Here is a 21862-nt window from a genome sequence, read left to right on the forward strand (position 1 = left end):
TTGAATCGTTCTAGGGCAGGCGAAGTTGCCAACTGAAGACCATTTAAGGCTCTACGCATGACTGACGGGTGTCTGCCAGAAGCGCGACGCGTGAAGCTGGTTACAAGGTGTGACTTTTCGGCCCCTCGGCATACTGATCTGATTCCCCTGCGGCCGGGGCCCACCGCCGATCCGGCTAGATTTTGATGTTCTGCGCCCACGCCAACGCCGACAGATGCGCCTGGTTTACATGCTCTGCCTTCAAAGACAGGGCCTGCGCAAAATCGGCCGCACACCGGTCATCGCCCTCGCAGGCTTCCGCGAGCGCCAAAACCGGGGCGTACACGCCCTTGCGCTCAAGCAGCGCCTGCGCGACTGCCTCCGGCAATACCAACTGATCCAGTACTTCCTTGATGGGGCTTCCAAGCAAGCGATCAAGAAAGGAAAACATGCCGACCACAAACAGATTTTCCGCCTCCCGCCTGGTCAGAAAACCCTGGCCGAGCAATTCGGCAAACCGGCCGCGAATCATGGCCGCCTGCATCAGCGCAGGCGAAAAGCCCGTGGTGTGGGTTCTTGCCAGCAACATCAGGAGCCAGCGAAACATCGGTGCATAACCGAGCATTGCCACGGCGTGGCGCGGCGACTCGATTTCAACCTCCAGGCCAAAACCTGCCGAGTTGATGTAACGCAGCAGCTTGTAGGAAAGGGTGACGTCGCTTTTCAGGACTTTTTCCAGGTGGCGGATGTCGGCATTTCCCTGCACCATATGCATCAGCTGCAGAATCTGCAGCGCTTGCGGACCGAGCTTGACCGTCTGCTTGATCTCGCGTGGCGCCAGGCAGAGATTTGCAAAAACGCCGGAAACACCTGCGCTAACGCAGGCATCGAATTCTTCCCACCCCGAAACATTGTCGACCACCACCCCAAGGGCCGGCTGCCTTTGCCTGGCGAAATAGCTGATTGCAGCCCGCTGCGGATGCTCAAAAGCCACCACGACGTAATTGACGTGGTAGAGCAGTGACTCGTTTTTTTTGCTGCCCAGGAAGTCGAGGTCGACATCACTCAGCGCCAAGCCAAAGCCGCGCTCGCGCAATGACGCAGCCAACGCCAAGCCGTCCGCATGCAGCAAATCGTTCTGCTTGAGGATCAGCACCGTGGCGTGCGCTGAGAGGCCGGCCAGCTCCTTGGCAAACAGAGCGACGGGGCTTGCCTTTAAAAAAAACAGGCCTGACCTGGTTTCGCCAGCCCGCCCCGCCAGCAGTGATATCAACTGACGTAAAGCCGCCTCATCTGCGATGTCGCTGTCTGCTTCGCTCTTCTGGAACGCCAGCGTATAGCCGATAAGGCGTTGCTGGGAGTCAAGCAGGGGTGCCCTGCAGAGATAACTGTTTTCGCTTGTCAAACTTTAACGCCAGGTTGGGAGAACAGGGTTGTTGCGCCATAGATCAAAAGCGCCAGCGGCGGGCCGGGAAAATTCGAATAGAGAATGAGCCAAGTGGCTCATTCGATCGTCTGAATTATCCTCCTCGCGGATCTGACGTTGCCTTCAACACAAAGTTGTCACCACGGTAGCTTTTTGCAATGCACCAACCAGGTAGGGATACGCGCCTCACTCGCAGTTGCAAAAAAAAGCGCGCTCGGGCACTATTTCTGATCAGCTTGGGCATCTTTTCCCATACTTTTTTCCTCTTACTTGGTACCGTAATGTTGAAGTCGCCGTCATGATTCCCGGCGAATTTCGCATTCTTTCAACCCTGGAATCAAAAGGAGAATTTCATGATCAAGCTTGCATACGTTGCTTTCACTGCCCTGATTCTGACTGCTTCGGGCTGTTCCTCCATGGGCGAAACCACCAGTTCTTCTGGTGATTCGACGAACTTGTCGCAGAGTCCGCTTTACAGTGGTGGAACCAATTAGCGGATAGTGGCAACTGGGCGCTGGCGTGCAATTAGGCCATCCGCGGTCGGGTTGATGGGCTTCACGGCTCGCCGCTCTTGGCCGGTAAGAAACGTGCGGCGCCACAGCACGCTGCCTGACCCGAAAATATTGGAATATTAGGCCTCTAGCCCATATTTTACGGGCGTAAGCAGCTATTCTTTTTATAGCAAATCATACCGGTCCGCAAGCCTAAAGCAATGCGCCCGGCTCTTCGCTTTCCAGTACTTCCCGCGCCCACAGCTTGAGCTTGCCGGTGTCAGCGCGCAATACCTGCTGTTTGACCGCCAGGATCTGTGAAGGATGCATGGAAAAACTGCGCAGCCCCAGACCCAGCAACAGGCGCGTCAACCTGATGTCGCCGGCCATTTCGCCACACACGGTGACGCCTTTGCCTTGCCGCTGGCATTCGGTGATGGTGTCGGCAATCAGGCCCAGCACGGCCGGGTGACAGGGGTCGTACAGATGTGCGACCGACTCGTCAGCCCGGTCTATTGCCAGCGTGTACTGGATCAGGTCGTTGGTGCCTATCGACAGAAAGTCAAAATACTTCAGGAACAGCCTGAGCGTGAGCGCGGCCGCGGGGATTTCTATCATGGCGCCGAGACGTACCGGGCCGTAAGGCGTGCCGCGGTTGTCGAGTTGCGCGCGGGCGTGGTCGAGCAAAGACAGGGTCTGGCGGATTTCGCTGGCATGGGCCAGCATGGGCACCAGCAAATTGACCTGGCCGTAAGCGGCCGCCCGCAAAATGGCGCGCAGTTGGGTCAAAAACATGGGCGGGTCTGCCAGGCTCCAGCGGATCGCGCGCAAGCCCATGGCCGGGTTCAAATGGACGTCTTGCGCCCGGCCAGCGGGTTTGTCCAGGGGTTTGTCCGAACCGATGTCCACGGTGCGAATGGTGACCGGCAGGCCCTGCATGCCTTCAATGGCCTTGCGGTAAGCCAGGTACTGCTCGTTCTCGTCGGGCAGCTTGCCGTTGCGGCCCATGAACAGGAATTCACTGCGAAACAGCCCTACCCCCACTGCGCCGACCTTGACGGCGCCCAGCGTGTCATCGGGCAGCTCAATATTGGCCAGCAGTTCTATGCGTTGGCCATCCATCGTTATGGCAGGCGTGTGCTTGAGGCGGTTCAGCCGCTCGCGTTCGAGTTCGCCCTGGCGCTGCTGAAAACCGTATTCAGCCAAGATGATGGGTGAGGGGTCGACGATCAGCACACCGGCATCGCCGTCAATGATGACCCAATCATCCTGCTGGATCAACTGGCTGGCACTGCGCGCACCGACCACCGCCGGAATGTCCATGCTGCGCGCCACGATGGCCGTGTGCGAAGTCTTGCCGCCCACGTCGGTGACAAAGCCGGCAAACAGGCTTTGCTTGAACTGCAGCATGTCGGCCGGTGCCACATCGTGCGCCACCAGCACCAGCGGCACATCCATGGTGTCGTCCAGCAGCAGATCCTGCTGCGACTGTTTGCGGCTGCCGCCGGCGCGCACGCCACCCTGCCCGGCCGGCTGCATCGGCGAGGCCGCGCCTTTCATGTGGCGCAAGATGCGCTCCACCACCTGCTCCAGATCGGCCTTGCGTTCGCGCAGGTACTCGTCTTCCATCTCGTCGAACTGGCGCGCGATCAGCTCGTACTGCGTGGTCAGCGCCCACTCGGCGTTGTAGTGCCGCTCGGCAATCCAGTGCTTCACCCCATTGATCAGCTGCTCATCCTGCAGCAGCATCAGGTGCACGTCCAGCAGGGCCGAAATTTCTTGCGGCGCATCCTTGGGCAGGTCGTGCTGCAAACGCGTGATCTCGTCCACCACGGCATTGCGCGAGACCCGGGCGCGCGCAATCTCTTGCTCTGTTTGGGAAGCATCAACAAAGTAATGCGTCACATCGCCAAGGCTGGACGCCACCAGCACGGCGCGGCCAATGGCAATACCGCGCGACACCGCCAGACCGTGAACCGAAAAAGTCATTCAGTGTTCCAGACCATGGGTGAGCGAGGGCAGTGAAGTAGCGAAGCGAGGAGCGTGGAAGTTATGGACAAAGCGTCGAGTGGGAGCGCCAACGGCCGCCGCGCCGGGCCGCCCCAAGCAAGGGCCAGCCCCCCGGGGGGGCAGCGCAGTACACGAAGCAACAGGCGTGGGGGCCGCGAACGAAGCGCCGGGCCGCCCCAAGCGAAGTTCAGCCCCCTCGGGGGGCAGCGCAGTACGCGAAGCGACGAGCGTGGGGGCCACCTACTCCCCCTCCCCAAACTTGTCGGCCAGCAGCGCCAGCAAGGCCGTCATGGCGGCCTGCTCGTCGGGCCCATCGGTTTCAAGCTCGACAGCGCTGCCCTGGCCGGCCGCCAGCATCATCACGCCCATGATGCTTTTTGCATTGACGCGGCGCTCGCCCTTGCTCATCCAGACCTCGCTGGCAAAGCTGCCGGCGAGTTTGGTGAGCTTGGCGGAGGCCCGGGCGTGCAGGCCGAGTTTATTGCTGATGGTCGTGCGGGTCTTGATCATTCGTTTTGCATACCTGATTTTGCGGTGCGGTGATCGCCACCTGCATCACGCCTTGCGCCCCGCCCACCAGCGCGCGCGCGACCAGTGAATCGAAGGACTCGTGCCGGTAACAGACCGTGCGCAGCAGCATTGGCAAATTGACGCCGGCGATGAGCTTGGCGTCCACGCCATCGACCAGTTGCTGCGCCACGTTGCAGGGTGTGGCGCCAAAAATATCGGCCAGCACCAGCGTGTGCGCGTTGCCGGCCTGCGCCAGCATGATGCGCGCCTGCGCCAGCGTTTCCTCGGGCGGCATGTCGGGCAGCACGTCCAGCGCCAGTACGCCCGCCCCGTTGTCGGGAAACACATGCAGCACGCACTGGCGCAAGGCGCTGGCCAGCGGGGCGTGGGCGATGATGAAGATGCCGTTCATGAAGGCCTAATTATCGGCGTTCACGCTGAGGAAATAACCATAGGAGGCAATGCAGCAACACAAAAACACCGCCATGGCGAGCTGAAAGCTGGCGATCTCTGACAGTCCCGTGGCGCTGAAAGCGTCGATCAGCAGACCAATGCCCCACTGCACGACAAAAATGCCGGAAAAAATCATCAGGTTGTAACCCGACAGGGCGCGCCCTGCCAGCGCAGCCGGAAACGCCATGCCGACGGCCGGCTGGGCTAGGCCCATGACGCTGGAGGCCATGCAAAACAGCGCCCAGCCAAGCCAGCCGGTCGCCGCGCCGGCCAAAATATTTAGCGCCAGGATGGCCAGACTGAGCGGCACGCCCCAGGCGATCAGCCGGTTAGCGCTCCAGCCGCGTTGCGCCAGCCAGGGGTTGAGCATGCCCCAGCCCCAGAAAGTGACCAGCATGGCGGCATTGATGTAGAACAGACCGGTAGCCGCCTGCAGCGCGCTGTAGTCGGCCACCTTGACCAGCCACGGACCCGCCCACAGCGTCTGCAGCGCGACCAGGCCGCCATAATTAAAAAAAGCCAGAGGCGTCATCTTGCGGAAATAGCGGCTGCGCCAGATCGGGGCGTAGCTGGCCTCGTGCGGCGGCACTGAAACCGAAACGACAGGCGTGGGAACCAGCGGCCGCAGCGCCGGGCCGCCCCCAGCAAGGCCAGCCCCCTCAGGGGGCAGTGCAGTGCGCGAAGCGACAAACGTGGGGGCCAGCTTCACCGCCGGGCCGCCCCAAGGTGAAACAGCCCGCTCGGGGGGCAGCGAAGCACGCGCAGTGGCGAGCGTGGGGGCGACATTCCAGTGCGGTACCAGCCAGGCAATCGCCACCATAGCCAGCACAATCATCGCCGCCAGGATCCAGAACAGCGGACGCCAGCCGGTCAGCGGCATCAGCCACTGCACCGGCAAGGTGGAAGCCAGCATGCCGAGCGAGCCGGTCATCAGCATCCAGGAATTGGCGCGCAGCACCATGGGCGCTTCAAACCAGCGCCGAAAGCCCGTCAGCGGCGCCATCAGACAGGCGCTCACGCCCATGCCCACCAGCACACGCGCCGCCAGCAACCAGGCAAAACTGCTGGCCACCGAGAACGCCAGGCAGCCCAGCACGGCCATGCTCAAAAAATACAGGATCACGCGTTTCGGACCAAAGCGGTCCAGCCAGCCGCCCAGCGGCAACTGCATCGCGGCAAAGCCCAGAAAATAGCCGCCCGCCAGCAAGCCCAGGTCGCGCGCCTGCAGCGCAAAATCCTGCGTCAACACCGGCGACAGCGTGGCGGTGATGGCGCGCACCAGAGCCGAGCAAAAGTAGGCGGCGGCAAAGGCCAAAAAAAGCAGTGCGCCAATTTTGCTGTCCAGCCGGCCAGCCTGTGACCACTCGTTCTGCTGCACGGCGTTGTCTGCAAGTGTCATGGCATCGGTCGGCATGCTGGTCTATTGCCAGCTCATTCCAGTTTGAGGCTGGAAAAGAAAGTCTCGGCCACTTCCGGAGAAATCGCAGTGGCGTACATCACCACCTGAAACACCTGTGAACCCTGGGCAAAGTAGGCCGCTTGCCCGCTTACGGCGCTGCCGTCGGCGCGCTGCCCCAGCGCCTTGACCAGCGTGGGCGGCGCTTGCGGCGTGGCGCCCGCCAGCTTGAGGGGAAGCACCTCACGGCTGGCCGGCGCGGCTTTCATGTTGGCCAGCGTCAGGCTTTGCCACTGCGCCAGCACCCGCGCGGCCTTGGCGGCATCGCCCAGGTCGGCCAGCGCCACGGCGAAGGTGGCGCCGCCCGCATCGCAACCGAGCATGAACAAGGTGGTCGGCGCGCCGCCCAGCGGCACGATTTTTTGCGCCTTGTCGGGTTTGCAGGGCAGCAGCAGGCTGAGCCGGCTGTTCTCGGGGCGCACTTCGCGCCAGTTGAAGGCGGGACTGCAGGCCGCCAGCGTCAGCAGGCCCGGCGCTAGCAGTCCGATCAGACCCAGCAGCCCAAACATTTGTTGTGACGTCGGGGGTTTGATAACCGGGCAGACAGTGCGCATGCCGTGCACTTTACAGGCAATCGCCTGCAGCCTTCGGGCCAGGTCGCCCGCCGAAGTGGACGCACCGAGGCCTTATTCCTTCTCTTTGCTCAGCACCACGCTGTTGACGAAAATAACGCTGGGGAAGGTGCGGTTCAGCTGCTTGCTGTGAAAGTTGGTCATCTCGGAGCCATCGTCATAGCGGATCACATTATTTTTTTTGAGCGCGACGGTCGGAGCGGCCAGCCAGATGGTTTTCTTGTCTTCCACCACTTCAATGTAGGTGTACTGATTGGCATCGATGGTGCTGAGAACCTTGCCTTTTTTCGGCAGGTCGGCATCGGCCGTCTGCTTGGGCAGTTTCAGCATGGCGGCGGCGTCGCCGGTGGACGGGTGGCCAGCCGGGGCAGCGGCGATAGATGCAGCGGATGCAAACACGGCGCTCAATGCGAGCAAGGCAGCAATGATTCTCATGGGGGGTTCCTGTCTGTGGTTGAGGCGACGGCGCAGCGTAATAGCCGGGCTGTCGCGATGAGGTTTAAGCCTGCTTGGAGTCCCCTATTATCCCGCGCCTCGATCGGCCTCCCCTGGCGCAGCGGGGGTGCCCCCGCCTGAAGGCAAAATACCCGCATGAACTCTTTAGACGGTATCCGCATTCTCGATTTGTCGCGCGTCCTCGCGGGCCCGTGGTGTACCCAAACGCTGGCCGACCTGGGCGCCGACGTTATCAAGATTGAACGCCCCGGCAGCGGCGACGACACGCGTACCTGGGGCCCGCCGTTTTTAAAAGACGATGCGGGCGCAGAGACGCAGGAAGCCGCCTACTACCTCGGCACCAACCGCAACAAGCGCTCCGTCACCTGCGACATTGCCCAGCCCGCCGGCCAGGCGCTGATACGCGAGCTGGTAGCCCATTGCGATGTGTTTGTGGAGAACTTCAAGGTTGGCGACATGGCGCGCTACGGGCTGGACTACGCCTCGCTCAAGGCGCTCAATCCGCGCCTGGTGTATTGCTCGGTCACCGGCTTTGGCCAGAACGGCCCGTATGCCGAGCGCGCCGGCTACGACTACGCGATTCAGGGCATGGGCGGCTTGATGAGCGTGACCGGCGAGCGTGATGATCTGGGCGGCGGCCCGCAAAAAGTCGGCGTGGCGGTCGCTGATTTGATGACCGGCATGTATGCCACCGTCGCGATACTTGCCGCGCTGCGCCACGCCGAGAAAACCGGCGAGGGCCAGCAGGTCGACATGGCGCTGCTCGACACGCAAGTCGCCATGCTGGCCAACCTGGGCGCCAACTACCTGGTCAGCGGCAACGCGCCGGGCCGCGCCGGAAACGCGCACCAGAACATCGTGCCCTACCAGGTGTTTGAGGTTGCGGCCGCCGCCGACGGCCGCAAGGACCACCTGATTCTGGCCGTTGGCAACGACTCGCAATACCTCAAGTTCTGCAAGGTCGCCAACATTCCCGAGCTCGGCGCGAACCCGCTGTTTGCAAAAAACCGCGACCGCGTCCGCAACCGCGGCCAGCTCGTGCCCATCCTGGAAGCTGTCATGAAAACCCGCAGCAAGGCCGACTGGCTGGCCGCGCTGGAAGCGGCCAAGGTGCCGTGCGGCGCCATCAACAGCCTGGCCGAGGTGTTCGCCGACCCGCAGATAGCAGCGCGCGGCATGGTCACGCACTGGCAGCACCCGGTCAAAAACGATCTGCGACTAGTTTCCAGCCCGATCAAGCTCAGCGCCACACCGGTGCGCACGCCCAGCCAGGGCGGACTGCCGCCGCCGCTGCTGGGCCAGCACACCGAAGAAGTGCTGCGTAGCGTGCTGAACTACGCTGATGCACAATTAATTGCGCTCAAACGCGACGCGGTCATTTAAGAGATTTAGCGTAGCGCTTCAGCCCCGGCCAGCGCCCTAACCAGCTAACAGAAATCAGGAGTCATCCCATGAATCCTCTCGTGCTGTATACCAACCCGCAATCACGCGGCCGCATCGCCCATTGGATGCTCGAAGAGATCGGCCTGCCGTATGAGACGGTATGGCTGGACTATGGCGCGCCCATGAAAGCGGACGACTACCTGGCGGTGAATCCCATGGGCAAGGTGCCGGCGTTCAGGCATGGCGCTGCGGTGGTGACGGAAGCCGCCGCCATCTGCGCCTACCTGGCCGACTGTTTTCCCGAGAAAAACCTCATTCCCCCGCCCGGCCATGCCAGCCGCGCGCCTTACTACCGCTGGCTTTTTTTCGCGGCTGGTCCGCTCGAAGCCGCCGTGACCGCCAAGGCGCTGGGCTGGCAGGTGCCCGAGGGCAAGGGCGTCATGGCGGGTTTCGGCAGCTTCGGCGAAACCCTGGCTGCGCTGGAGACGGCCCTGACGCCCGGCCCCTATATCTGCGGCGAGCAATTCACCGCCGCCGACGTGTATGTGGGTTCCAGCCTGGGCTGCGGACTGCTGTTTGGCAGCATCGAGCCGCGACCGGTCTTCACGGCTTATGCCGAGCGCCTGCGCGCCCGTCCGGCGGCCCAGCAGGCCGACCGCATCAACGAAGCCTATTTGCAGCGCAACCAGGCTTGAGCTGAAATCCCCAGGGAAACACCGAGGAAACCAGATGGCAAACTTTGTATTGGTGCACGGTGCCTGGCACGGCGCCTGGTGCTGGCAGCGCGTCAGCGCCCTGCTTCAGAAAGAGGGGCATCGCGTGCACGCCGTCACCCTCACCGGCCTGGGCGAGCGCGCACACCTGCTGTCGCCCGTCATCAACCTTGACACGCACATCAACGACGTCATCCACCTGATCGAGGCGGAAGAACTGAGCGAGGTGGTGTTGGCGGTGCATTCTTACGCCGGCATGGTCGGTACGGCAGTTGCTGATCGTCTGGGTCAGCGGTTGAAACACCTGGTCTATGTCGATGCGGTGGTGCCCAAACCCGGCGAAAGCTGGAGCAGCACGCAGGCCGGCGCCACGCAGCAGCAGCGCATGGCGGCGGCGCAGGCCTCACCCAGCTTTAGCTTTGCGCCGCCTGACCCGGCCGTGTTTGGCCTGCAGGGCGCAGACCACGCCTGGGTGAAACGCCGCCAGACCCCGCACCCCGGCAACACCTACCAGGCGCCGCTGGCCTTTGACGTGCAGCGCGTCGCCGCCCTGCCGCGCACCTTTGTCAGCTGCACGCAGCCGGCGCTGGCCACCATAGAGCCCAGCCGGCTGCGCGTACAGGACCCGGCATTCTGGGACGGTGCCTGGTTGCCGCATTCGGCGTTCGTTGAATTGAAGACCGGGCACGACCCGATGATCAGCGAGCCTGCGGCATTGGCGCGGATTCTGCTGGACTGCGCCGGCTGATTCGCCCGGGGGCCCCGCCCGCAACCCGGCTGCAAGCCCGATTTGACAGCCAAATAGTGCTCTAGCCCATTAAGTACGGGCGCAAGCAGCTATCAAAATAATAGCAACTCGAAACACGCAAGAATCAAGTCGTTTTCGTTTTCGGCACCCTGAAGCAGGGCTTTCCCAACTTCGGCCACAACCAGGCGGGTCCGCGTGGCGGGCGAGTTTGTCACGCTGCAGCGCTTTTCTTTACCTGGTCGGTGAGCGCTGCTCGCCTTGGCTCGTGAACAGTCCCGGGCAAAGACAACGGGTCGCTGGCGAAATACACGGCAGAGCACGCTGCGCTTTATCGAAGCCGGGCTGTACCCCCACGAGGCCGGCGTGCCAGCCTGCCCTTAAGTCAGCGCACCTTTTCGCTTTCATTTCAATAGCTAGTTGCACCTATGGGATATGGGCTAGAGGCTGATTTGACCAATTATTTCGATCCGCGGTTCCGGCCGGAAGACAGGCGTCGCAGCATGAAAAAAGCCCTGGCACGCAGCGCGCGCCAGGGCTTTGTGTTCAGGAAATCCCGAGTTTAAAACCGCCAGCCCAGGCCGACACCCACCAGCAGAGGGTCAATCTTCAAATTACCAATCTTGTTTCCGTTAAGCGCCACGTCCGTGCTGATGTAGACCTTTTTCACGTCGAAGTTGAGGTACATGTTGCCGGTCAGTGGAATGTCCACGCCGACCTGTAGAGCAGGACCCCAGCTGCTTTTGTCAATACTGGCTCCGGCGCCTAAATTGACGCTCGAAAATCGTGTGTAGTTGATACCCGCGCCGACATAGGGCTTGAAGCCGTTGCCATTGAAGTGGTACTGGGCCAGCAAGGTAGGCGGCAGGTGCTTAAGCGTACCGACTTCACCGACCAGGGAAGAACTCAGGGTCTGTTTTTGCGGCACGGTCAGAATCAGTTCAACCGCCATGTTTTTGTTGAAGAAATAGCTGACGTCTACTTCGGGCATCCACTTGTTGTTGATCGAGAGGTCCAGGTTTGGCACTGTGCTGCCTCCGTTGGCGCTGTCCAGGTGCACGGCGCGGACGCGAACCATCCAGGGGCCTTCGTTGGCCTGTTGGGCAAAAACCGCACCCGAGGCGAGGGTGCAAAGTACTACGGCGGCAATGATTTGTTTTTTCATTTTGAGCAGCTAATTAAGAGCCGGGAACATTCCCATTTCTTATTGGGCTCGCCTGATGCAGGCGAAAACTTGATCTGTCTCAAGCTTTCATCCGCCGGTGCTGATGCGCGCAAAACGCTTGACGCAGATCAACCAATGCAGCGAAATAGCTCAGCAATTGTTACTTTTTTGCAACAACTCGTCGGTGCATCACAACGCCTCCAATGCCTACTCAAGGTCGCCAGCAGTTGCCATGGGAGTTGTTCAAGGCAAACGTCAACGTTTTAGTGGATCGGCACCGCCACTGGTTTGGTGGTTGGGTCAGGCGAGTAGGGGTTGGGCGGACAGGAGTGTGCAGCGTATCAAACCGGTTTGGCGCTGCCTTTTACAGTTTGCCAACGCGCATTTACCCGGACGGCTGAGCCTGCTCTTGCGGCTTGGTTGCGGCCTCCTTTTGCACTTTGTTTGATAGCAGCTTACACCGGTTACATATAAGCGAAATGCCAATTTGGCCGGCCATTTGGCGGCCGCACGCGCTTGCCGACCGACACGCCCACCAAGTCGACCGAATGAGCTCACTTGCTGAGCCAACAGGAGGCCTGGGCCACCGTGGGCTGATGTCCTATACGAAACTGCGTATTTTCTTTGCCCAGGTCTGTAAAAAATCCTGCTACCCCTGTAGAATCTGTTACGTTTATTGACAATAAATAGCGATTTGTAGTGTTCATCGATGCCATCCCCCGCGTCGCTGGCGAGCAGTATTTAGGCGCTTGCGCTCGGGACTTACCGGTTGCCGCACCGGTGGCTACCGGCAGTCTGGAAAGGCTTGCGAAGCAAGAACGGATTTTCTTCAGGGCAAGCGCGGCGCGTACCAACTTGTAAATTGCTTACATTTTTAAGGGACCAGATGCATTCCGTCAATGGATTCTCCCGTACCGACGCGTTGCCGCTGCCCGCCGTGAAAGCGGCTGACATTGGCGCTGATGCTGGCGTTGAAGTCGCCCCTCCCGCCGGCGCAATTACGGAAGACATTCAACTGGCCAGCGCCATTGGCGAGCAGCTGTCTGAACCTCTGGCCGTGATGGACCAGATGCTGGAAGAGATCAGCCGCCGCCAAGCGTTAGCGCCGCTGGAGCTGCAAAAGCTGCGCGACGCCATCGACCAGGCACGCCACATCGCCATGCAAAGCCAGCAGGTCGCACGGCTGGCCGGCGGGCGGCTGCGCCAGTCGCACGAGAAGCTCAGCCTGGACGGCATCGTGAATCAGGCGCTGGATGAGCGCGCGCCAATGTTTCAGCGCCGCCACATCACGCTGTACCGCAACATCAAGCAGGTCGCAGTGATTGTCGATGCGAGCCTGCTCTGGAGCCTGATTGACGCGTCACTGGATTGGGCTTGCGAGCAGGGGTCGCAGCTGGTGGTGCTGCTCGATATGAAAAACTGGCCCGAGCACGGCATGCTGGTCATCAAGGCCACGCCGCTGCCGGGCGCCACGCTGGCGCTGGCCCGGCCAGACTCGCTCAATTGGCACCTGCTGACGCACCTTGCGCAGACCATGGGGGTTTCGCTGGAGCGCGAAATCAGCGCCAGCGGCGAAGCCACGCTGCTGCTGGAGTTTGCCCGTACGGTGCGGCAACTGGAAGGCCTGACCGCCATGGAGATTAACGCGGCCGGTGAAGCGGGAGACTCCTCCTTTCACAGTCTCAGCAAGCCGCTGGCCGGCTTGCGCATTTTGCTGATCAGCCATGACCCGCTGGTGCGTGGCGAGGTGGACAAGGCGGCCGGCCTGCTAGGCCTCAAGGTGGACACGGTGGCGTCGGTAGAGCAGGCACTGCGCTGCGTCAGGCTGGACATGCCGCACCTGGTCATCATTGACGAGCGGCTGCACGATGATTCTTTTGACGTCCTGCTGCGCGAGGTCAAGGGCAAGGATCCTAATCTGGGCTTTCTGGAAATCACCGATGACGCCAACACCTTCGAGGTGTCCAGCTGGATGAGCGACAGCATGACACGCGTCAGCCGCGACGCGCTGCGCGCGCAGCTGACTTCTTTGCTGACGCTGGAGCTGGCGCGCGCCATGTAGCGCGGGCCGCAGCCCGATGGGGCGCGGTCAAGCGCCACCGACTCACATCCATAAAAAAAGGCCAATTCCATTCGGAACTGGCCTTTTGTCCATGCAGGACGGGCGCAAACAGCTATTAATTCAATAGCATGCCAAGGCCTCGCCTATCGAAATTACTTATTGCGGAAAGCGTCGTGGCAGGACTTGCAGGTGTCGGCGGTGGCGGTAAAAGCGGTTTTCAGGGTAGCCAGATCGCCGGTCTTGGCAGCGACGGCCAACTTGATGGTTTCAGCCACCATGCTTTCGTTTTTTTCCTTGAATTTGGCCTGCTCGGTCCAGATTTCAGGCTTGGCCTTGGTGTTGCCGCCGGTCTCGGTACCCGGCGCAAAACCCACCCAAGGCAGTTTGGCCATCTCCACCACAATAGCCACGTTTTCAGCAGCCACCTTGGCGTCGTAAGGCACCTTGCCATTGGCCATGGCGCCAACACGGCCAAAGTGCGTGCCCATGACGGACAGCGCGCTCTGGCGGTACTTGATGGCGTCTTCTGGTTTGGCAAACTGGGCGGAGGCGGGTGCGGCGAAGGCCAGCAGGGTGACAGCGGCGGCAATACAGGCAAAAGTTTTCATGAATTTTCCGTGGGATTTGTTGGAGCTGGTTAAGTGGCAGCACTTTGGGCCCGCTGCCAGTCGGGTGGAGTGTAGCCGGGGCCGGTCGTTTACGCTGGCGACCCAGCCAGCGCGCTGATCGGGCCCTGACCGCTTTTGTCGGTGCGCAGCCGGCGGCCGGCAACGCGCATAGCCCATACTGTGATTTTGCGACGACCTCCGCACCGGCCTACCTTTCAATCAGGAATCTTCCCGTGCAGCTTGACTTGACCCAACTTACTCCGCTTATCGAGCGTTTCGGCCCGTGGAGCTATCTGTTTATCTTTCTGGGCCTGCTGCTGGGTGGTCTGCTGGCCGTGGCGCTGCTGGCGCTATGGCTAGGGCGCTGGGTGCTGCGCCATGAAGCCGTGCTGCGGCAAGGCGGGACCCTCTTTCTTCAGCGGCCAGCTGTGCGCTCGCTGCGCCTGCGGCTGGCACCGCAACTGGCCTTTATCCAGGCCAGGCTGGCCCCCGGCGGTTATCTGGGCCTGCAACTGACGCTGGGCGCATTGGCGCTGCTGAGTGCCGGCTGGCTGTTCGGCGGCATCGCCGAAGACGTGATGACAGGCGATGCGCTGACGCTGGTCGATTTACAGGTGGCGCAGTGGTTTCACGCGCACGCCACGGCGCCGGTCACGCGCGCCATGCTGGTGGTGACGCATCTGCACGACCCCAGCTCGGTGATTGCCGCCGTGTTGTTGCTGGCGCTGCTGCTGGCCTTCTGGCGTAACTGGTACTGGTTGATTGCCGTCGGGCTGAGCGTGCCGCTGGGCATGGGGCTCAATGTGTTGATGAAATATGCCTTTCAGCGCGCCCGCCCCAGCTTTGAAGACCCGCTGCTGCTGCTGACGACCTACAGCTTTCCGAGCGGCCACGTGGCGGGCGCCACGCTGTTTTACGGCGTGCTGGCGGCGCTGCTGGTCTCCAGGATCGCCGCCTGGCGCTGGCGCCTGTTGATTGTGCTGACGGCGCTTTTCATGGTGCTGCTGGTGGCGCTGACCCGCATGTACCTTGGCGTGCACTACCTCAGCGATGTGTTGGCCGCCTTTGCCGAAGGCGTGGCCTGGCTGGCGCTGTGCCTGACCGGGCTGCACACCTATTGGGAGCATGCGCGCAGCCGGCGTAGTGGTGCGTCGCCATGAGACCCCAAGGGCGTCAACTGCTATATTTTTAATAGCTGTTAGCGCCCGTCCTGCATGAGCTAGCGGCCTATTTAACCTGTTATTTCAACCTCTCGCGCTATTTCATCGAGCCAAACACCTTTTGCAAGATCGCGCTGCCGCTGCCCACCGGGTCCTGACGGATTTTCCTTTCTTCCTCGCCAATGATCAGGTACAGGCCGTCAAGCGACCTGCCGGTGACGTATTGCTGAATGTTCGCGTCTTCCTTCCTGACCAGGCCAAAGCCGGCCGCCTTGCCGGCAAATTCGTTGTATTTATTGGCCAGACCGACTTTCTCAGTGGCCTGGGTCACCACCGGCAAAAACTTCAGACCCAGAGGAGCACGGGTTTTCTCGGCAAAAAAACTGGTGACAGAGGTTTCACCGCCTTGCAGGATGTTTTTGGCGTCGTTGACATTCATGGCGCGCACCGCGCCGACCAGCAAGTCCTTTCCCATGGGCACGGCGGCTTCGGCGGCGCGGTTGATGGCCGTCACCAGCTCGTCGATGCGCTTGCCCTGGCCAAAGTTTTTCAGCAGCTTGGAGGCATCTTCGAGATAACCGGGCAGCGGAATGCGAACTTTCGGGTTGCCCAGGAATCCATCAGGCTTGCCCAGCAAGGCCACGGCCGCCAGTGCGCCTTTTTCCAGCGCGGTTTTCAGGCCGCGGCTGGCGTCCTGGTTGCTTAAATCGCCCAGCGACAAGGCATAAGCCTGCTGGTACGTGGCCAGCAACAGGGCAGCCAGAGCGCCGGCGCCGGCCTGGTTAAAATTTCGACGTTGCATGATGAGGTCCTTCACGATGAAAAAACTTTCGCCCTTGGCAGTATGCCGCATGGCCCTGGCGGGCGCGCTGTTGCTTGGCGCGCTGGTGGGTCTGGCGGGCTGTAGCGGCGCCCAAAGTGCGCCGGAATCGACCTTTGTGCTGCTTGATGGCAGCAAAAAAACCAGCGCCGATCTGCAGGGTAAGGTCACCCTGATCAACTTCTGGGCCACCAGCTGCGTGACCTGCGTGGCGGAAATGCCCAAGATGGTTTCGACCTACAACAAGTACCAGGCGCGCGGCTACGACACGCTGGCCGTGGCCATGCGTTATGACCCGCCCAGCTACGTCGTCAATTACGCGCAAACGCGCCAGCTGCCCTTCAAAGTGGCGATTGACAACACCGGGGCGCTGGCCAAGGCCTGGGGCGACGTGCAACTGACACCGACAACCTTTCTGGTCAACAAGCGCGGCCAGATCGTCAAGCAGTATGTCGGCGAGCCCGATTTTGCGGCGCTGCACCAGTTGATCGAGAAGCTGCTGGAAGAGTCGTAGGCCCCCACGCTTGTCGCTTCGCGTACTGCGCTGCCCCCGAGGGGGCGCAGCTCCTGCGGTCTGGCAGAGCCAGTCCCGCGGCCCCAACTTGAAAATACGAGGTCTCGCAGCAGTAAGTGGTGAACAAAAAACCGAACGCGCAGAGGGCAGGTCTTTTCTCATCACTCCCGCGCAAAAGGCTCGTCTTTTTCAAGCAAGGGCCGCGGATCCGGCTTAGCCGGGCCGCAGGCGCAGCGGCACCCTCGGGGGGGCAGGAAGTTACACGCAGTGAGCGACCGTTGGGGCTTTATCTACTTGTTGCGGAAGTCGTCGTGGCAGGCCTTGCAGGCTTCGGCCGTGGCGCTGAAGGCGATTTTAAGGGCCGCCAGATCGCCGGTCTTGGCAGCGGCGGCCAGCTTCGGGGTTTGCGCCATCAGCTTCTCGTTGTTTTCCTTGAACTTGGCCTGTTCGGTCCAGATTTCGGGCTTGGCCTTGGTGTTGCCGCCGGTCTCGGTGCCTGCAACAAAGCCCGCCCAGGGCAGCTTGGACATGTCGGCAACGACTGCGGCGCTGGTTTCGGCCACCTTGGCGTCATACGGCGCCTTGCCGTTGGCCATGGCACCGATGCGGCCAAAGTGCGTCCCCATGACAAACATCGCGCTCTGACGGTATTTGATCGCGTCTTCCGGCTTGGCAAACTGTGCCGAGGCCGGTGAGGCCAAGGCGAGAAGTGTGGCGGCGGCAGCCATACAAGCAAGAGTTTTCATTTTTTTCCCGGGAAAAGTGGTTGATGGTTGTATTGGATGCATTACCGCGCCCATCGTCTGTGACTTGAGTCACGCCGCCGCAGTTCCCGCGTCGGCTGGCGGGACGGCATTGGATGAGGTCGATCACAATGGTGCCCGCCTTACGACTAGCCAAGAAGATCCAACAAGAAGGAAGAATCACTATGCACCTCAAGCCGGGCTTGACGAAAGTAAGAGTCTGGGACCTGCCGACCCGGGTCTTTCACTGGGCGCTGGCGCTTGCCGTGATCTTGCAGGCCATCACGGGCCTGGTGGGCGGCAACGCCCTGGCCTGGCACTTTCGTGTCGGCTACGCGGTGCTGGCGCTGCTGCTGTTTCGCATCATCTGGGGGCTGGTGGGTGGGCGCTGGTCGCGCTTCGGTGCCTTTGCCTATTCGCCGCAAAGTTTGCTCAACTACCTGAAGGGCCGGGGCAAACCCGAGCACGGTGTAGGCCACAGCCCGACAGGCGCCGGTTCAGTCTTTGCCATGCTGCTGTTTTTGCTGGCGCAGGTCGGCAGCGGCCTGTTCAGCGATGACGAAATCGCCACGGCGGGACCGCTGACACGCTTTGTCAGCAATAGCACGGTGAGCCTGGCCACCCAGTACCACGCCAACATCGGCAAATGGGTGCTGCTGGCGCTGGTGCTGCTGCATATCGGAGCCATCATTTATTACCTGCGTCGCAAGCACCATCTGGTGGGCGCCATGCTGCACGGCGACAAGGACTTGGTGCTGGCAGCGCCGCCGTCGCGCGATGACGCCGTATCACGCGCGGCGGCGCTACTGATTCTGGCGGCATGCGCTGGCTTGGCCTATTGGGTGGCCAGCCTCGACGTGCCGGCTTTCTAAGCCGGGCAGCGGCCAGCCACGGCGCGCCTGCATGCGCCGGCAAATGCCTTAAGCTGGCTTTCGTTCTTTGCCCACGACTCCGTGCATCACCCTTTCATCTAGTTCATCACGCCGGACACCCCCGAGAGGCTGGCTGCCACACGGCTGATCTTTGCCGAGCATGCGCAGCAACTCGGCGTTGATTTGTGCTTTCAGAATTTTGACGCCGAGCTGGCTGGCCTGCCCGGCGACTACGGCGATCCGACTGGCGCGTTGTTGCTGGCGCTGGTCGATGGAGAAATAGCTGGCTGCTGCGCATTGCGCGGCTTGGTCGCGGTCGGCTATTCCAATGCCGGCGAGATGAAACGGCTGTTCGTGCGCAAGCCCTTTCGCCGACTAAGCCTGGGCCGGCAGCTGGCCGAAGCCGTGCTGGACGCCGCTCGCATCGCGGGCTACCACTGCGTATTGCTCGACACCCTGGACGACATGGAGTCGGCGCGCGCGCTGTACGTCGATCTTGGCTTTCTGGCGATCCCGCCCTACTACCACAACCCGATTGCCGGAGCCCACTATTTGAAGGTGGATTTGTAGGCAAAAAAGCCTCTAGCCCTTATATATCGGACGTAAGCAGCTATTAACTTCATAGCAAACATGAAGCTCCTATGAGCCCATAAAAAAGCCACCGACGCAACGCGAGGTGGCCTTTCTCGAGGGAAAAATTTAAACTCAAGCCTTGGCCTGTTCCAGCAGCGTGGCGGCATCGCTGACCTCGAACTTGCCCGGGGCTTCCACATTGAGGCTCAGCACTTTGCCGTCTTTCACCAGCATCGAGTAGCGGTTACTGCGCAGGCCCATGCCCCTGCTTGTGAGGTCCAGCGTCAGGCCGGTCGCTTTGGTGAAGTCCGCGCTGCCGTCTGCCAGCATGCGCACCTTGCCGGCGCTCTTTTGCTCGCGCGCCCAGGCGCCCATGACAAATGCATCGTTCACGCTGACGCACCAGATCTCATCGACACCGGCGGCCTGCAGGGCCGCGAAGTTTTCAAGATAGCCCGGCACATGCTTCGCCGAGCAGGTCGGCGTAAAGGCGCCAGGCAGGGCAAACAGGGCGATGGTCTTGCCGGCGCTAGCCTTGCCAACGTCGAATGCGTTGGGGCCAATGCTGCAGGCCTTGCCTTCAACGTCTGAATATTCCATCAGCGTGGCTGCGGGAAGGGTGTCGCCTACTTTGATCATGGCTGCTCCTGTTAGTATTTATGAAAGACAATTGATAGATTTCATTTTGTCTCACGCAGAAAACCGGGGGCGCTCAACGGTCTTTCAGCTACGCCAGTCGGGCCCGCCCAGTCGTCATCGAGAGCGGATGCGAAAACAAAAACGGCTCACCAGAGGTGAGCCGTTTTAGCAAGCCTGGTGGTCAAAAACCGCCAGCGATAAAAGTCCTTAGACCAGCGCGGCTTTTTGCACCAAACGGGTCACAACCCAGTTTTTGGTTTTGGAGATCGGACGGCTTTCGGTAATCTCAATCATGTCACCGGTCTTGTACTCGCCCTTTTCGTCATGGGCGTGGTACTTGCTGGACAGGGACACGATCTTGCCGTACAACGCGTGCTTGACGCGGCGTTCGACCAGTACCGTGACGGTCTTGGCGCGCTTGTCGCTGACCACCTTGCCAATCAAGGTGCGCTTGAGGGATGTTTTAGCTTCCGTCATTTTTTGGCTTCTTGCTTGAGAATAGTTTCGGCCAAAATGGTTTTGGCGCGAGCAATGGCACGACGCGTCGAGCGCAGCGTGGAGAGGTTGGTCAGTTGCTGCGTGGCTTTTTGCATACGCAGGCCAAAGTGGGCTTTTTGCAGCTCTTTGACTTCGGTTTGCAGGCCGGCAACGTCTTTTTGGCGCAGTTCAGTAGTGTTCATTCCTTCATTCCCCTGATTACTGGCCGATCATGCGGCTGACGAACGTAGTGCGCAGCGGCAGCTTGGCAGAGGCCAGGCGGAACGCTTCACGGGCCAGTTCTTCAGGCACGCCGACGATTTCAAAAACAATCTTGCCGGGCTGGATTTCAGCCACGTAGTACTCTGGGTTGCCTTTACCGTTACCCATGCGCACTTCAGCAGGCTTTTGGGAAATCGGCTTGTCCGGGAAGACACGGATCCAGATACGGCCGCCACGTTTGACGTGGCGGGAAATCGCACGACGTGCGGCTTCAATTTGACGAGCAGTCAGGCGACCTCGGTCGGTGCACTTCAGGCCGAAGTCACCGAACGCAACCGAGTTACCCCGGGTTGCGACGCCGGTGTTGCGGCCTTTTTGCTCTTTGCGGTATTTTCTGCGAGCGGGTTGCAGCATGGTTTTTCTCCGTTATTCCGACCGATTACTCGGTCTTGGCACCGTCAGCTGCTGCAGCTGGCGCGGCTTTGCGGACGCGCTTAACGGTGGTTTTCGGGGCCTCGTCAGCTGGTGCAACACCAGATGCTTCGGTGGGTTTGTCGCTGCCATCGGCCGGGGCGGTGTTCACACCGGCAGCGCTGCGCGCTGGTCGGGCGGCACCACGCGGAGCCGGACGGTCGGTACGCTCACCAGGGCGCGCGTCACGACGCGGGCCGCGCGGTTTGCGCTCTTCGTCAGCCGACGTTTCCATCATCTTGGCACCTGGGGCATCACTGCGACCCAACGTGTCACCTTTGTAGACCCAGACCTTGACGCCGATCACACCGTAGGTGGTCTTGGCTTCAGACGTGCCGTAGTCGATGTCGGCGCGCAAGGTGTGAAGTGGCACGCGACCTTCGCGGTACCACTCGCAGCGAGCGATTTCGATGCCATTGAGACGACCAGACGACATGATCTTGATACCCAGGGCACCCAGACGCATGGCGTTTTGCATGGCGCGCTTCATGGCACGGCGGAACATGATGCGCTTTTCAAGCTGTTGGGTGATGCTGTCGGCGATCAGCTTGGCATCAATTTCAGGCTTGCGAACTTCTTCAATGTTCACGGCTACCGGCACGCCCAGCTGGCGGCTCAGTTCTTTCTTGAGCTTCTCGATATCCTCGCCCTTTTTGCCGATCACGACGCCCGGACGCGCCGAGAAAATCGTGATGCGGGCATTTTTGGCGGGGCGCTCGATCAGAACGCGCGACACTGCGGCATTCTTCAGCTTGGCCTTGAGGTACTCGCGAACCTTGATGTCTTCGGCCAGCATGCCGGCGAAATCACGGTTGCTGGCGTACCAGCGGCTCGACCAGTTGCGGCTGATTGACAGGCGAAACCCGGTTGGGTTGATTTTTTGTCCCATATCCTGCGGTCCTTAGTTGCCAACCACCACGTACACATGGCACGTGGGCTTGCTGATGCTGTTACCGCGGCCTTTGGCGCGCGCCGAGAAACGCTTGAGCGTGGCACCTTGTTCGACGTAGATGGTTTTCACCTTCAACTCGTCGATATCGGCACCATCATTGTGTTCAGCATTGGCAATGGCGGACTCCACCACTTTCTTGATGATTCCAGCAGCTTTTTTCTGCGTGAAATTCAAGATGTTGAGCGCTTGCTCCACTTTCTTGCCGCGGATCAGGTCAGCGACCAGCCGGCCCTTGTCGACCGACAGACGAACGCCCCGGAGGGTTGCACGTGTTTCCATGGTCTTTCCTTACTTTCTCACAACTTTTTTGTCAGCCGGATGACCTTTGAAAGTCCGGGTGAGTGCGAACTCGCCCAGCTTGTGGCCAACCATTTGATCGGTGATGTAGAC

General features: G+C 60.9%; 27 protein-coding genes. 9 read left to right on the top strand and 18 right to left on the bottom strand.

Features of this window, described 5'->3' with window-relative positions:
* Window positions 1–175: 175 nt before the first annotated feature.
* Window positions 176–1384: an HDOD domain-containing protein gene (locus tag HHJ18_RS20780; protein ID WP_296918436.1), complete on the bottom strand. Its 1209-nt coding sequence runs from the start codon at window positions 1382–1384 to the stop codon at window positions 176–178.
* A 374-nt stretch (window positions 1385–1758) separates the two neighbouring features.
* Here HHJ18_RS20780 and HHJ18_RS20785 point away from each other — a divergent pair, with 374 nt between their 5' ends.
* Complete coding sequence (locus HHJ18_RS20785; RefSeq protein ID WP_296918438.1) at window positions 1759–1899, top strand: hypothetical protein; 141 nt, start codon at window positions 1759–1761, stop codon at window positions 1897–1899.
* Between the two features lie 210 nt (window positions 1900–2109).
* Here HHJ18_RS20785 and ptsP read toward each other — a convergent pair whose 3' ends face one another.
* The 6 genes from ptsP to HHJ18_RS20815 form a co-directional block, all read right to left on the bottom strand.
* Window positions 2110–3885 (bottom strand): phosphoenolpyruvate--protein phosphotransferase, encoded by a 1776-nt coding sequence (ptsP, locus tag HHJ18_RS20790; RefSeq protein ID WP_296918440.1) that lies wholly within the window; start codon window positions 3883–3885, stop codon window positions 2110–2112.
* A 261-nt stretch (window positions 3886–4146) separates the two neighbouring features.
* A complete protein-coding gene (locus HHJ18_RS20795; protein WP_296918442.1) occupies window positions 4147–4416 on the bottom strand; it encodes an HPr family phosphocarrier protein in 270 nt (89 codons plus the stop codon).
* Window positions 4385–4828 carry a PTS fructose transporter subunit IIA gene (locus HHJ18_RS20800; protein ID WP_296918445.1) on the bottom strand — a complete coding sequence of 148 codons (444 nt, stop codon included), beginning with the start codon at window positions 4826–4828 and terminating at the stop codon, window positions 4385–4387. Before HHJ18_RS20800 ends, HHJ18_RS20795 begins: the two co-directional genes overlap by 32 nt.
* Before the next feature lie 6 nt (window positions 4829–4834).
* Window positions 4835–6268 (bottom strand): MFS transporter, encoded by a 1434-nt coding sequence (locus HHJ18_RS20805; protein WP_296918447.1) that lies wholly within the window; start codon window positions 6266–6268, stop codon window positions 4835–4837.
* A 32-nt stretch (window positions 6269–6300) separates the two neighbouring features.
* Entirely contained in the window at window positions 6301–6834 is a 534-nt protein-coding gene (locus tag HHJ18_RS20810) for a hypothetical protein (protein WP_296918449.1), read from the bottom strand.
* Between the two features lie 117 nt (window positions 6835–6951).
* Window positions 6952–7332: a hypothetical protein gene (locus HHJ18_RS20815; RefSeq protein WP_296918451.1), complete on the bottom strand. Its 381-nt coding sequence runs from the start codon at window positions 7330–7332 to the stop codon at window positions 6952–6954.
* Window positions 7333–7488: 156 nt separating this feature from the next.
* Here HHJ18_RS20815 and HHJ18_RS20820 point away from each other — a divergent pair, with 156 nt between their 5' ends.
* The 3 genes from HHJ18_RS20820 (at window position 7489) to HHJ18_RS20830 (ending at window position 10197) form a co-directional block, all read left to right on the top strand.
* Complete coding sequence (locus HHJ18_RS20820) at window positions 7489–8736, top strand: CaiB/BaiF CoA-transferase family protein (protein ID WP_296918453.1); 1248 nt, start codon at window positions 7489–7491, stop codon at window positions 8734–8736.
* A 68-nt stretch (window positions 8737–8804) separates the two neighbouring features.
* Entirely contained in the window at window positions 8805–9431 is a 627-nt protein-coding gene (locus HHJ18_RS20825) for a glutathione S-transferase family protein (protein ID WP_296918455.1), read from the top strand.
* 34 nt (window positions 9432–9465) lie between these two features.
* Window positions 9466–10197 carry an alpha/beta hydrolase gene (locus tag HHJ18_RS20830; RefSeq protein WP_296918457.1) on the top strand — a complete coding sequence of 244 codons (732 nt, stop codon included), beginning with the start codon at window positions 9466–9468 and terminating at the stop codon, window positions 10195–10197.
* A 559-nt stretch (window positions 10198–10756) separates the two neighbouring features.
* Here the strand turns inward: HHJ18_RS20830 and HHJ18_RS20835 are convergent.
* The gene (locus tag HHJ18_RS20835) at window positions 10757–11359 is read right to left on the bottom strand and encodes an OmpW family outer membrane protein (protein WP_296918459.1); all 603 of its coding nucleotides are present in this window, start codon (window positions 11357–11359) and stop codon (window positions 10757–10759) included.
* A gap of 886 nt (window positions 11360–12245) precedes the next feature.
* On the opposite strand from HHJ18_RS20835, the gene HHJ18_RS20840 reads away from it, so the two are divergent.
* Complete coding sequence (locus HHJ18_RS20840; protein WP_296918461.1) at window positions 12246–13421, top strand: hypothetical protein; 1176 nt, start codon at window positions 12246–12248, stop codon at window positions 13419–13421.
* A 152-nt stretch (window positions 13422–13573) separates the two neighbouring features.
* On the opposite strand, the gene HHJ18_RS20845 is transcribed toward HHJ18_RS20840, so the two are convergent.
* On the bottom strand, window positions 13574–14029 hold the full coding sequence (locus HHJ18_RS20845; protein WP_296918463.1) for a cytochrome c: 456 nt from the start codon (window positions 14027–14029) through the stop codon (window positions 13574–13576).
* A 233-nt stretch (window positions 14030–14262) separates the two neighbouring features.
* On the opposite strand from HHJ18_RS20845, the gene HHJ18_RS20850 reads away from it, so the two are divergent.
* Window positions 14263–15189 (top strand): phosphatase PAP2 family protein, encoded by a 927-nt coding sequence (locus HHJ18_RS20850; RefSeq protein WP_296918465.1) that lies wholly within the window; start codon window positions 14263–14265, stop codon window positions 15187–15189.
* A gap of 97 nt (window positions 15190–15286) precedes the next feature.
* On the opposite strand, the gene HHJ18_RS20855 is transcribed toward HHJ18_RS20850, so the two are convergent.
* Entirely contained in the window at window positions 15287–15991 is a 705-nt protein-coding gene (locus HHJ18_RS20855; protein WP_296918467.1) for a DUF4197 domain-containing protein, read from the bottom strand.
* 16 nt (window positions 15992–16007) lie between these two features.
* Here HHJ18_RS20855 and HHJ18_RS20860 point away from each other — a divergent pair, with 16 nt between their 5' ends.
* Window positions 16008–16523, top strand: coding sequence for a TlpA disulfide reductase family protein (locus HHJ18_RS20860; RefSeq protein WP_296918469.1), 516 nt, complete (start codon window positions 16008–16010; stop codon window positions 16521–16523).
* A gap of 290 nt (window positions 16524–16813) precedes the next feature.
* Here HHJ18_RS20860 and HHJ18_RS20865 read toward each other — a convergent pair whose 3' ends face one another.
* Window positions 16814–17269, bottom strand: a complete 456-nt coding sequence (locus HHJ18_RS20865) for a cytochrome c (RefSeq protein WP_296918471.1) — start codon at window positions 17267–17269, stop codon at window positions 16814–16816.
* 182 nt (window positions 17270–17451) lie between these two features.
* Between HHJ18_RS20865 and HHJ18_RS20870 the strand changes: the two genes are divergently transcribed.
* Together HHJ18_RS20870 and HHJ18_RS20875 are read left to right on the top strand one after the other, a co-directional pair.
* Complete coding sequence (locus HHJ18_RS20870) at window positions 17452–18138, top strand: cytochrome b/b6 domain-containing protein (RefSeq protein WP_296918472.1); 687 nt, start codon at window positions 17452–17454, stop codon at window positions 18136–18138.
* A gap of 129 nt (window positions 18139–18267) precedes the next feature.
* Window positions 18268–18708, top strand: a complete 441-nt coding sequence (locus HHJ18_RS20875; RefSeq protein WP_296918490.1) for a GNAT family N-acetyltransferase — start codon at window positions 18268–18270, stop codon at window positions 18706–18708.
* A gap of 135 nt (window positions 18709–18843) precedes the next feature.
* Here HHJ18_RS20875 and HHJ18_RS20880 read toward each other — a convergent pair whose 3' ends face one another.
* From HHJ18_RS20880 to HHJ18_RS20910, 7 genes are all read right to left on the bottom strand, one after another.
* The gene (locus HHJ18_RS20880) at window positions 18844–19350 is read right to left on the bottom strand and encodes a peroxiredoxin (protein ID WP_296918474.1); all 507 of its coding nucleotides are present in this window, start codon (window positions 19348–19350) and stop codon (window positions 18844–18846) included.
* A gap of 207 nt (window positions 19351–19557) precedes the next feature.
* Window positions 19558–19827 carry a 30S ribosomal protein S17 gene (gene rpsQ, locus HHJ18_RS20885; protein WP_296918475.1) on the bottom strand — a complete coding sequence of 90 codons (270 nt, stop codon included), beginning with the start codon at window positions 19825–19827 and terminating at the stop codon, window positions 19558–19560.
* Window positions 19824–20030, bottom strand: coding sequence for a 50S ribosomal protein L29 (gene rpmC / locus HHJ18_RS20890; RefSeq protein ID WP_296918477.1), 207 nt, complete (start codon window positions 20028–20030; stop codon window positions 19824–19826). Before rpmC ends, rpsQ begins: the two co-directional genes overlap by 4 nt.
* 16 nt (window positions 20031–20046) lie before the next feature.
* Window positions 20047–20463 carry a 50S ribosomal protein L16 gene (gene rplP / locus HHJ18_RS20895; protein ID WP_011481235.1) on the bottom strand — a complete coding sequence of 139 codons (417 nt, stop codon included), beginning with the start codon at window positions 20461–20463 and terminating at the stop codon, window positions 20047–20049.
* Window positions 20464–20488: 25 nt separating this feature from the next.
* The gene (gene rpsC, locus HHJ18_RS20900; RefSeq protein WP_296918479.1) at window positions 20489–21409 is read right to left on the bottom strand and encodes a 30S ribosomal protein S3; all 921 of its coding nucleotides are present in this window, start codon (window positions 21407–21409) and stop codon (window positions 20489–20491) included.
* A 12-nt stretch (window positions 21410–21421) separates the two neighbouring features.
* Entirely contained in the window at window positions 21422–21751 is a 330-nt protein-coding gene (gene rplV / locus HHJ18_RS20905; RefSeq protein WP_296918481.1) for a 50S ribosomal protein L22, read from the bottom strand.
* A gap of 9 nt (window positions 21752–21760) precedes the next feature.
* The coding region (locus HHJ18_RS20910; protein WP_296918492.1) for a ribosomal protein S19 family protein at window positions 21761–21862 on the bottom strand (102 nt) is incomplete at its 5' end.

Source organism: Polaromonas sp. (assembly GCF_012927455.1).
Classification (GTDB): domain Bacteria; phylum Pseudomonadota; class Gammaproteobacteria; order Burkholderiales; family Burkholderiaceae_C; genus Polaromonas.

Bases quoted from the DNA above. Each gene is read 5' to 3' on its own strand.
- HHJ18_RS20785 (WP_296918438.1), top strand. From the start codon at position 1,759: ATGATCAAGCTTGCATACGTTGCTTTCACTGCCCTGATTCTGACTGCT.
- ptsP (WP_296918440.1), bottom strand. From the start codon at position 3,885: ATGACTTTTTCGGTTCACGGTCTGGCGGTGTCGCGCGGTATTGCCATT.
- HHJ18_RS20795 (WP_296918442.1), bottom strand. From the start codon at position 4,416: ATGATCAAGACCCGCACGACCATCAGCAATAAACTCGGCCTGCACGCC.
- HHJ18_RS20800 (WP_296918445.1), bottom strand. From the start codon at position 4,828: ATGAACGGCATCTTCATCATCGCCCACGCCCCGCTGGCCAGCGCCTTG.
- HHJ18_RS20805 (WP_296918447.1), bottom strand. From the start codon at position 6,268: ATGACACTTGCAGACAACGCCGTGCAGCAGAACGAGTGGTCACAGGCT.
- HHJ18_RS20810 (WP_296918449.1), bottom strand. From the start codon at position 6,834: ATGTTTGGGCTGCTGGGTCTGATCGGACTGCTAGCGCCGGGCCTGCTG.
- HHJ18_RS20815 (WP_296918451.1), bottom strand. From the start codon at position 7,332: ATGAGAATCATTGCTGCCTTGCTCGCATTGAGCGCCGTGTTTGCATCC.
- HHJ18_RS20820 (WP_296918453.1), top strand. From the start codon at position 7,489: ATGAACTCTTTAGACGGTATCCGCATTCTCGATTTGTCGCGCGTCCTC.
- HHJ18_RS20825 (WP_296918455.1), top strand. From the start codon at position 8,805: ATGAATCCTCTCGTGCTGTATACCAACCCGCAATCACGCGGCCGCATC.
- HHJ18_RS20830 (WP_296918457.1), top strand. From the start codon at position 9,466: ATGGCAAACTTTGTATTGGTGCACGGTGCCTGGCACGGCGCCTGGTGC.
- HHJ18_RS20835 (WP_296918459.1), bottom strand. From the start codon at position 11,359: ATGAAAAAACAAATCATTGCCGCCGTAGTACTTTGCACCCTCGCCTCG.
- HHJ18_RS20840 (WP_296918461.1), top strand. From the start codon at position 12,246: ATGCATTCCGTCAATGGATTCTCCCGTACCGACGCGTTGCCGCTGCCC.
- HHJ18_RS20845 (WP_296918463.1), bottom strand. From the start codon at position 14,029: ATGAAAACTTTTGCCTGTATTGCCGCCGCTGTCACCCTGCTGGCCTTC.
- HHJ18_RS20855 (WP_296918467.1), bottom strand. From the start codon at position 15,991: ATGCAACGTCGAAATTTTAACCAGGCCGGCGCCGGCGCTCTGGCTGCC.
- HHJ18_RS20860 (WP_296918469.1), top strand. From the start codon at position 16,008: ATGAAAAAACTTTCGCCCTTGGCAGTATGCCGCATGGCCCTGGCGGGC.
- HHJ18_RS20865 (WP_296918471.1), bottom strand. From the start codon at position 17,269: ATGAAAACTCTTGCTTGTATGGCTGCCGCCGCCACACTTCTCGCCTTG.
- HHJ18_RS20870 (WP_296918472.1), top strand. From the start codon at position 17,452: ATGCACCTCAAGCCGGGCTTGACGAAAGTAAGAGTCTGGGACCTGCCG.
- HHJ18_RS20880 (WP_296918474.1), bottom strand. From the start codon at position 19,350: ATGATCAAAGTAGGCGACACCCTTCCCGCAGCCACGCTGATGGAATAT.
- rpsQ (WP_296918475.1), bottom strand. From the start codon at position 19,827: ATGACGGAAGCTAAAACATCCCTCAAGCGCACCTTGATTGGCAAGGTG.
- rpmC (WP_296918477.1), bottom strand. From the start codon at position 20,030: ATGAACACTACTGAACTGCGCCAAAAAGACGTTGCCGGCCTGCAAACC.
- rplP (WP_011481235.1), bottom strand. From the start codon at position 20,463: ATGCTGCAACCCGCTCGCAGAAAATACCGCAAAGAGCAAAAAGGCCGC.
- rpsC (WP_296918479.1), bottom strand. From the start codon at position 21,409: ATGGGACAAAAAATCAACCCAACCGGGTTTCGCCTGTCAATCAGCCGC.
- rplV (WP_296918481.1), bottom strand. From the start codon at position 21,751: ATGGAAACACGTGCAACCCTCCGGGGCGTTCGTCTGTCGGTCGACAAG.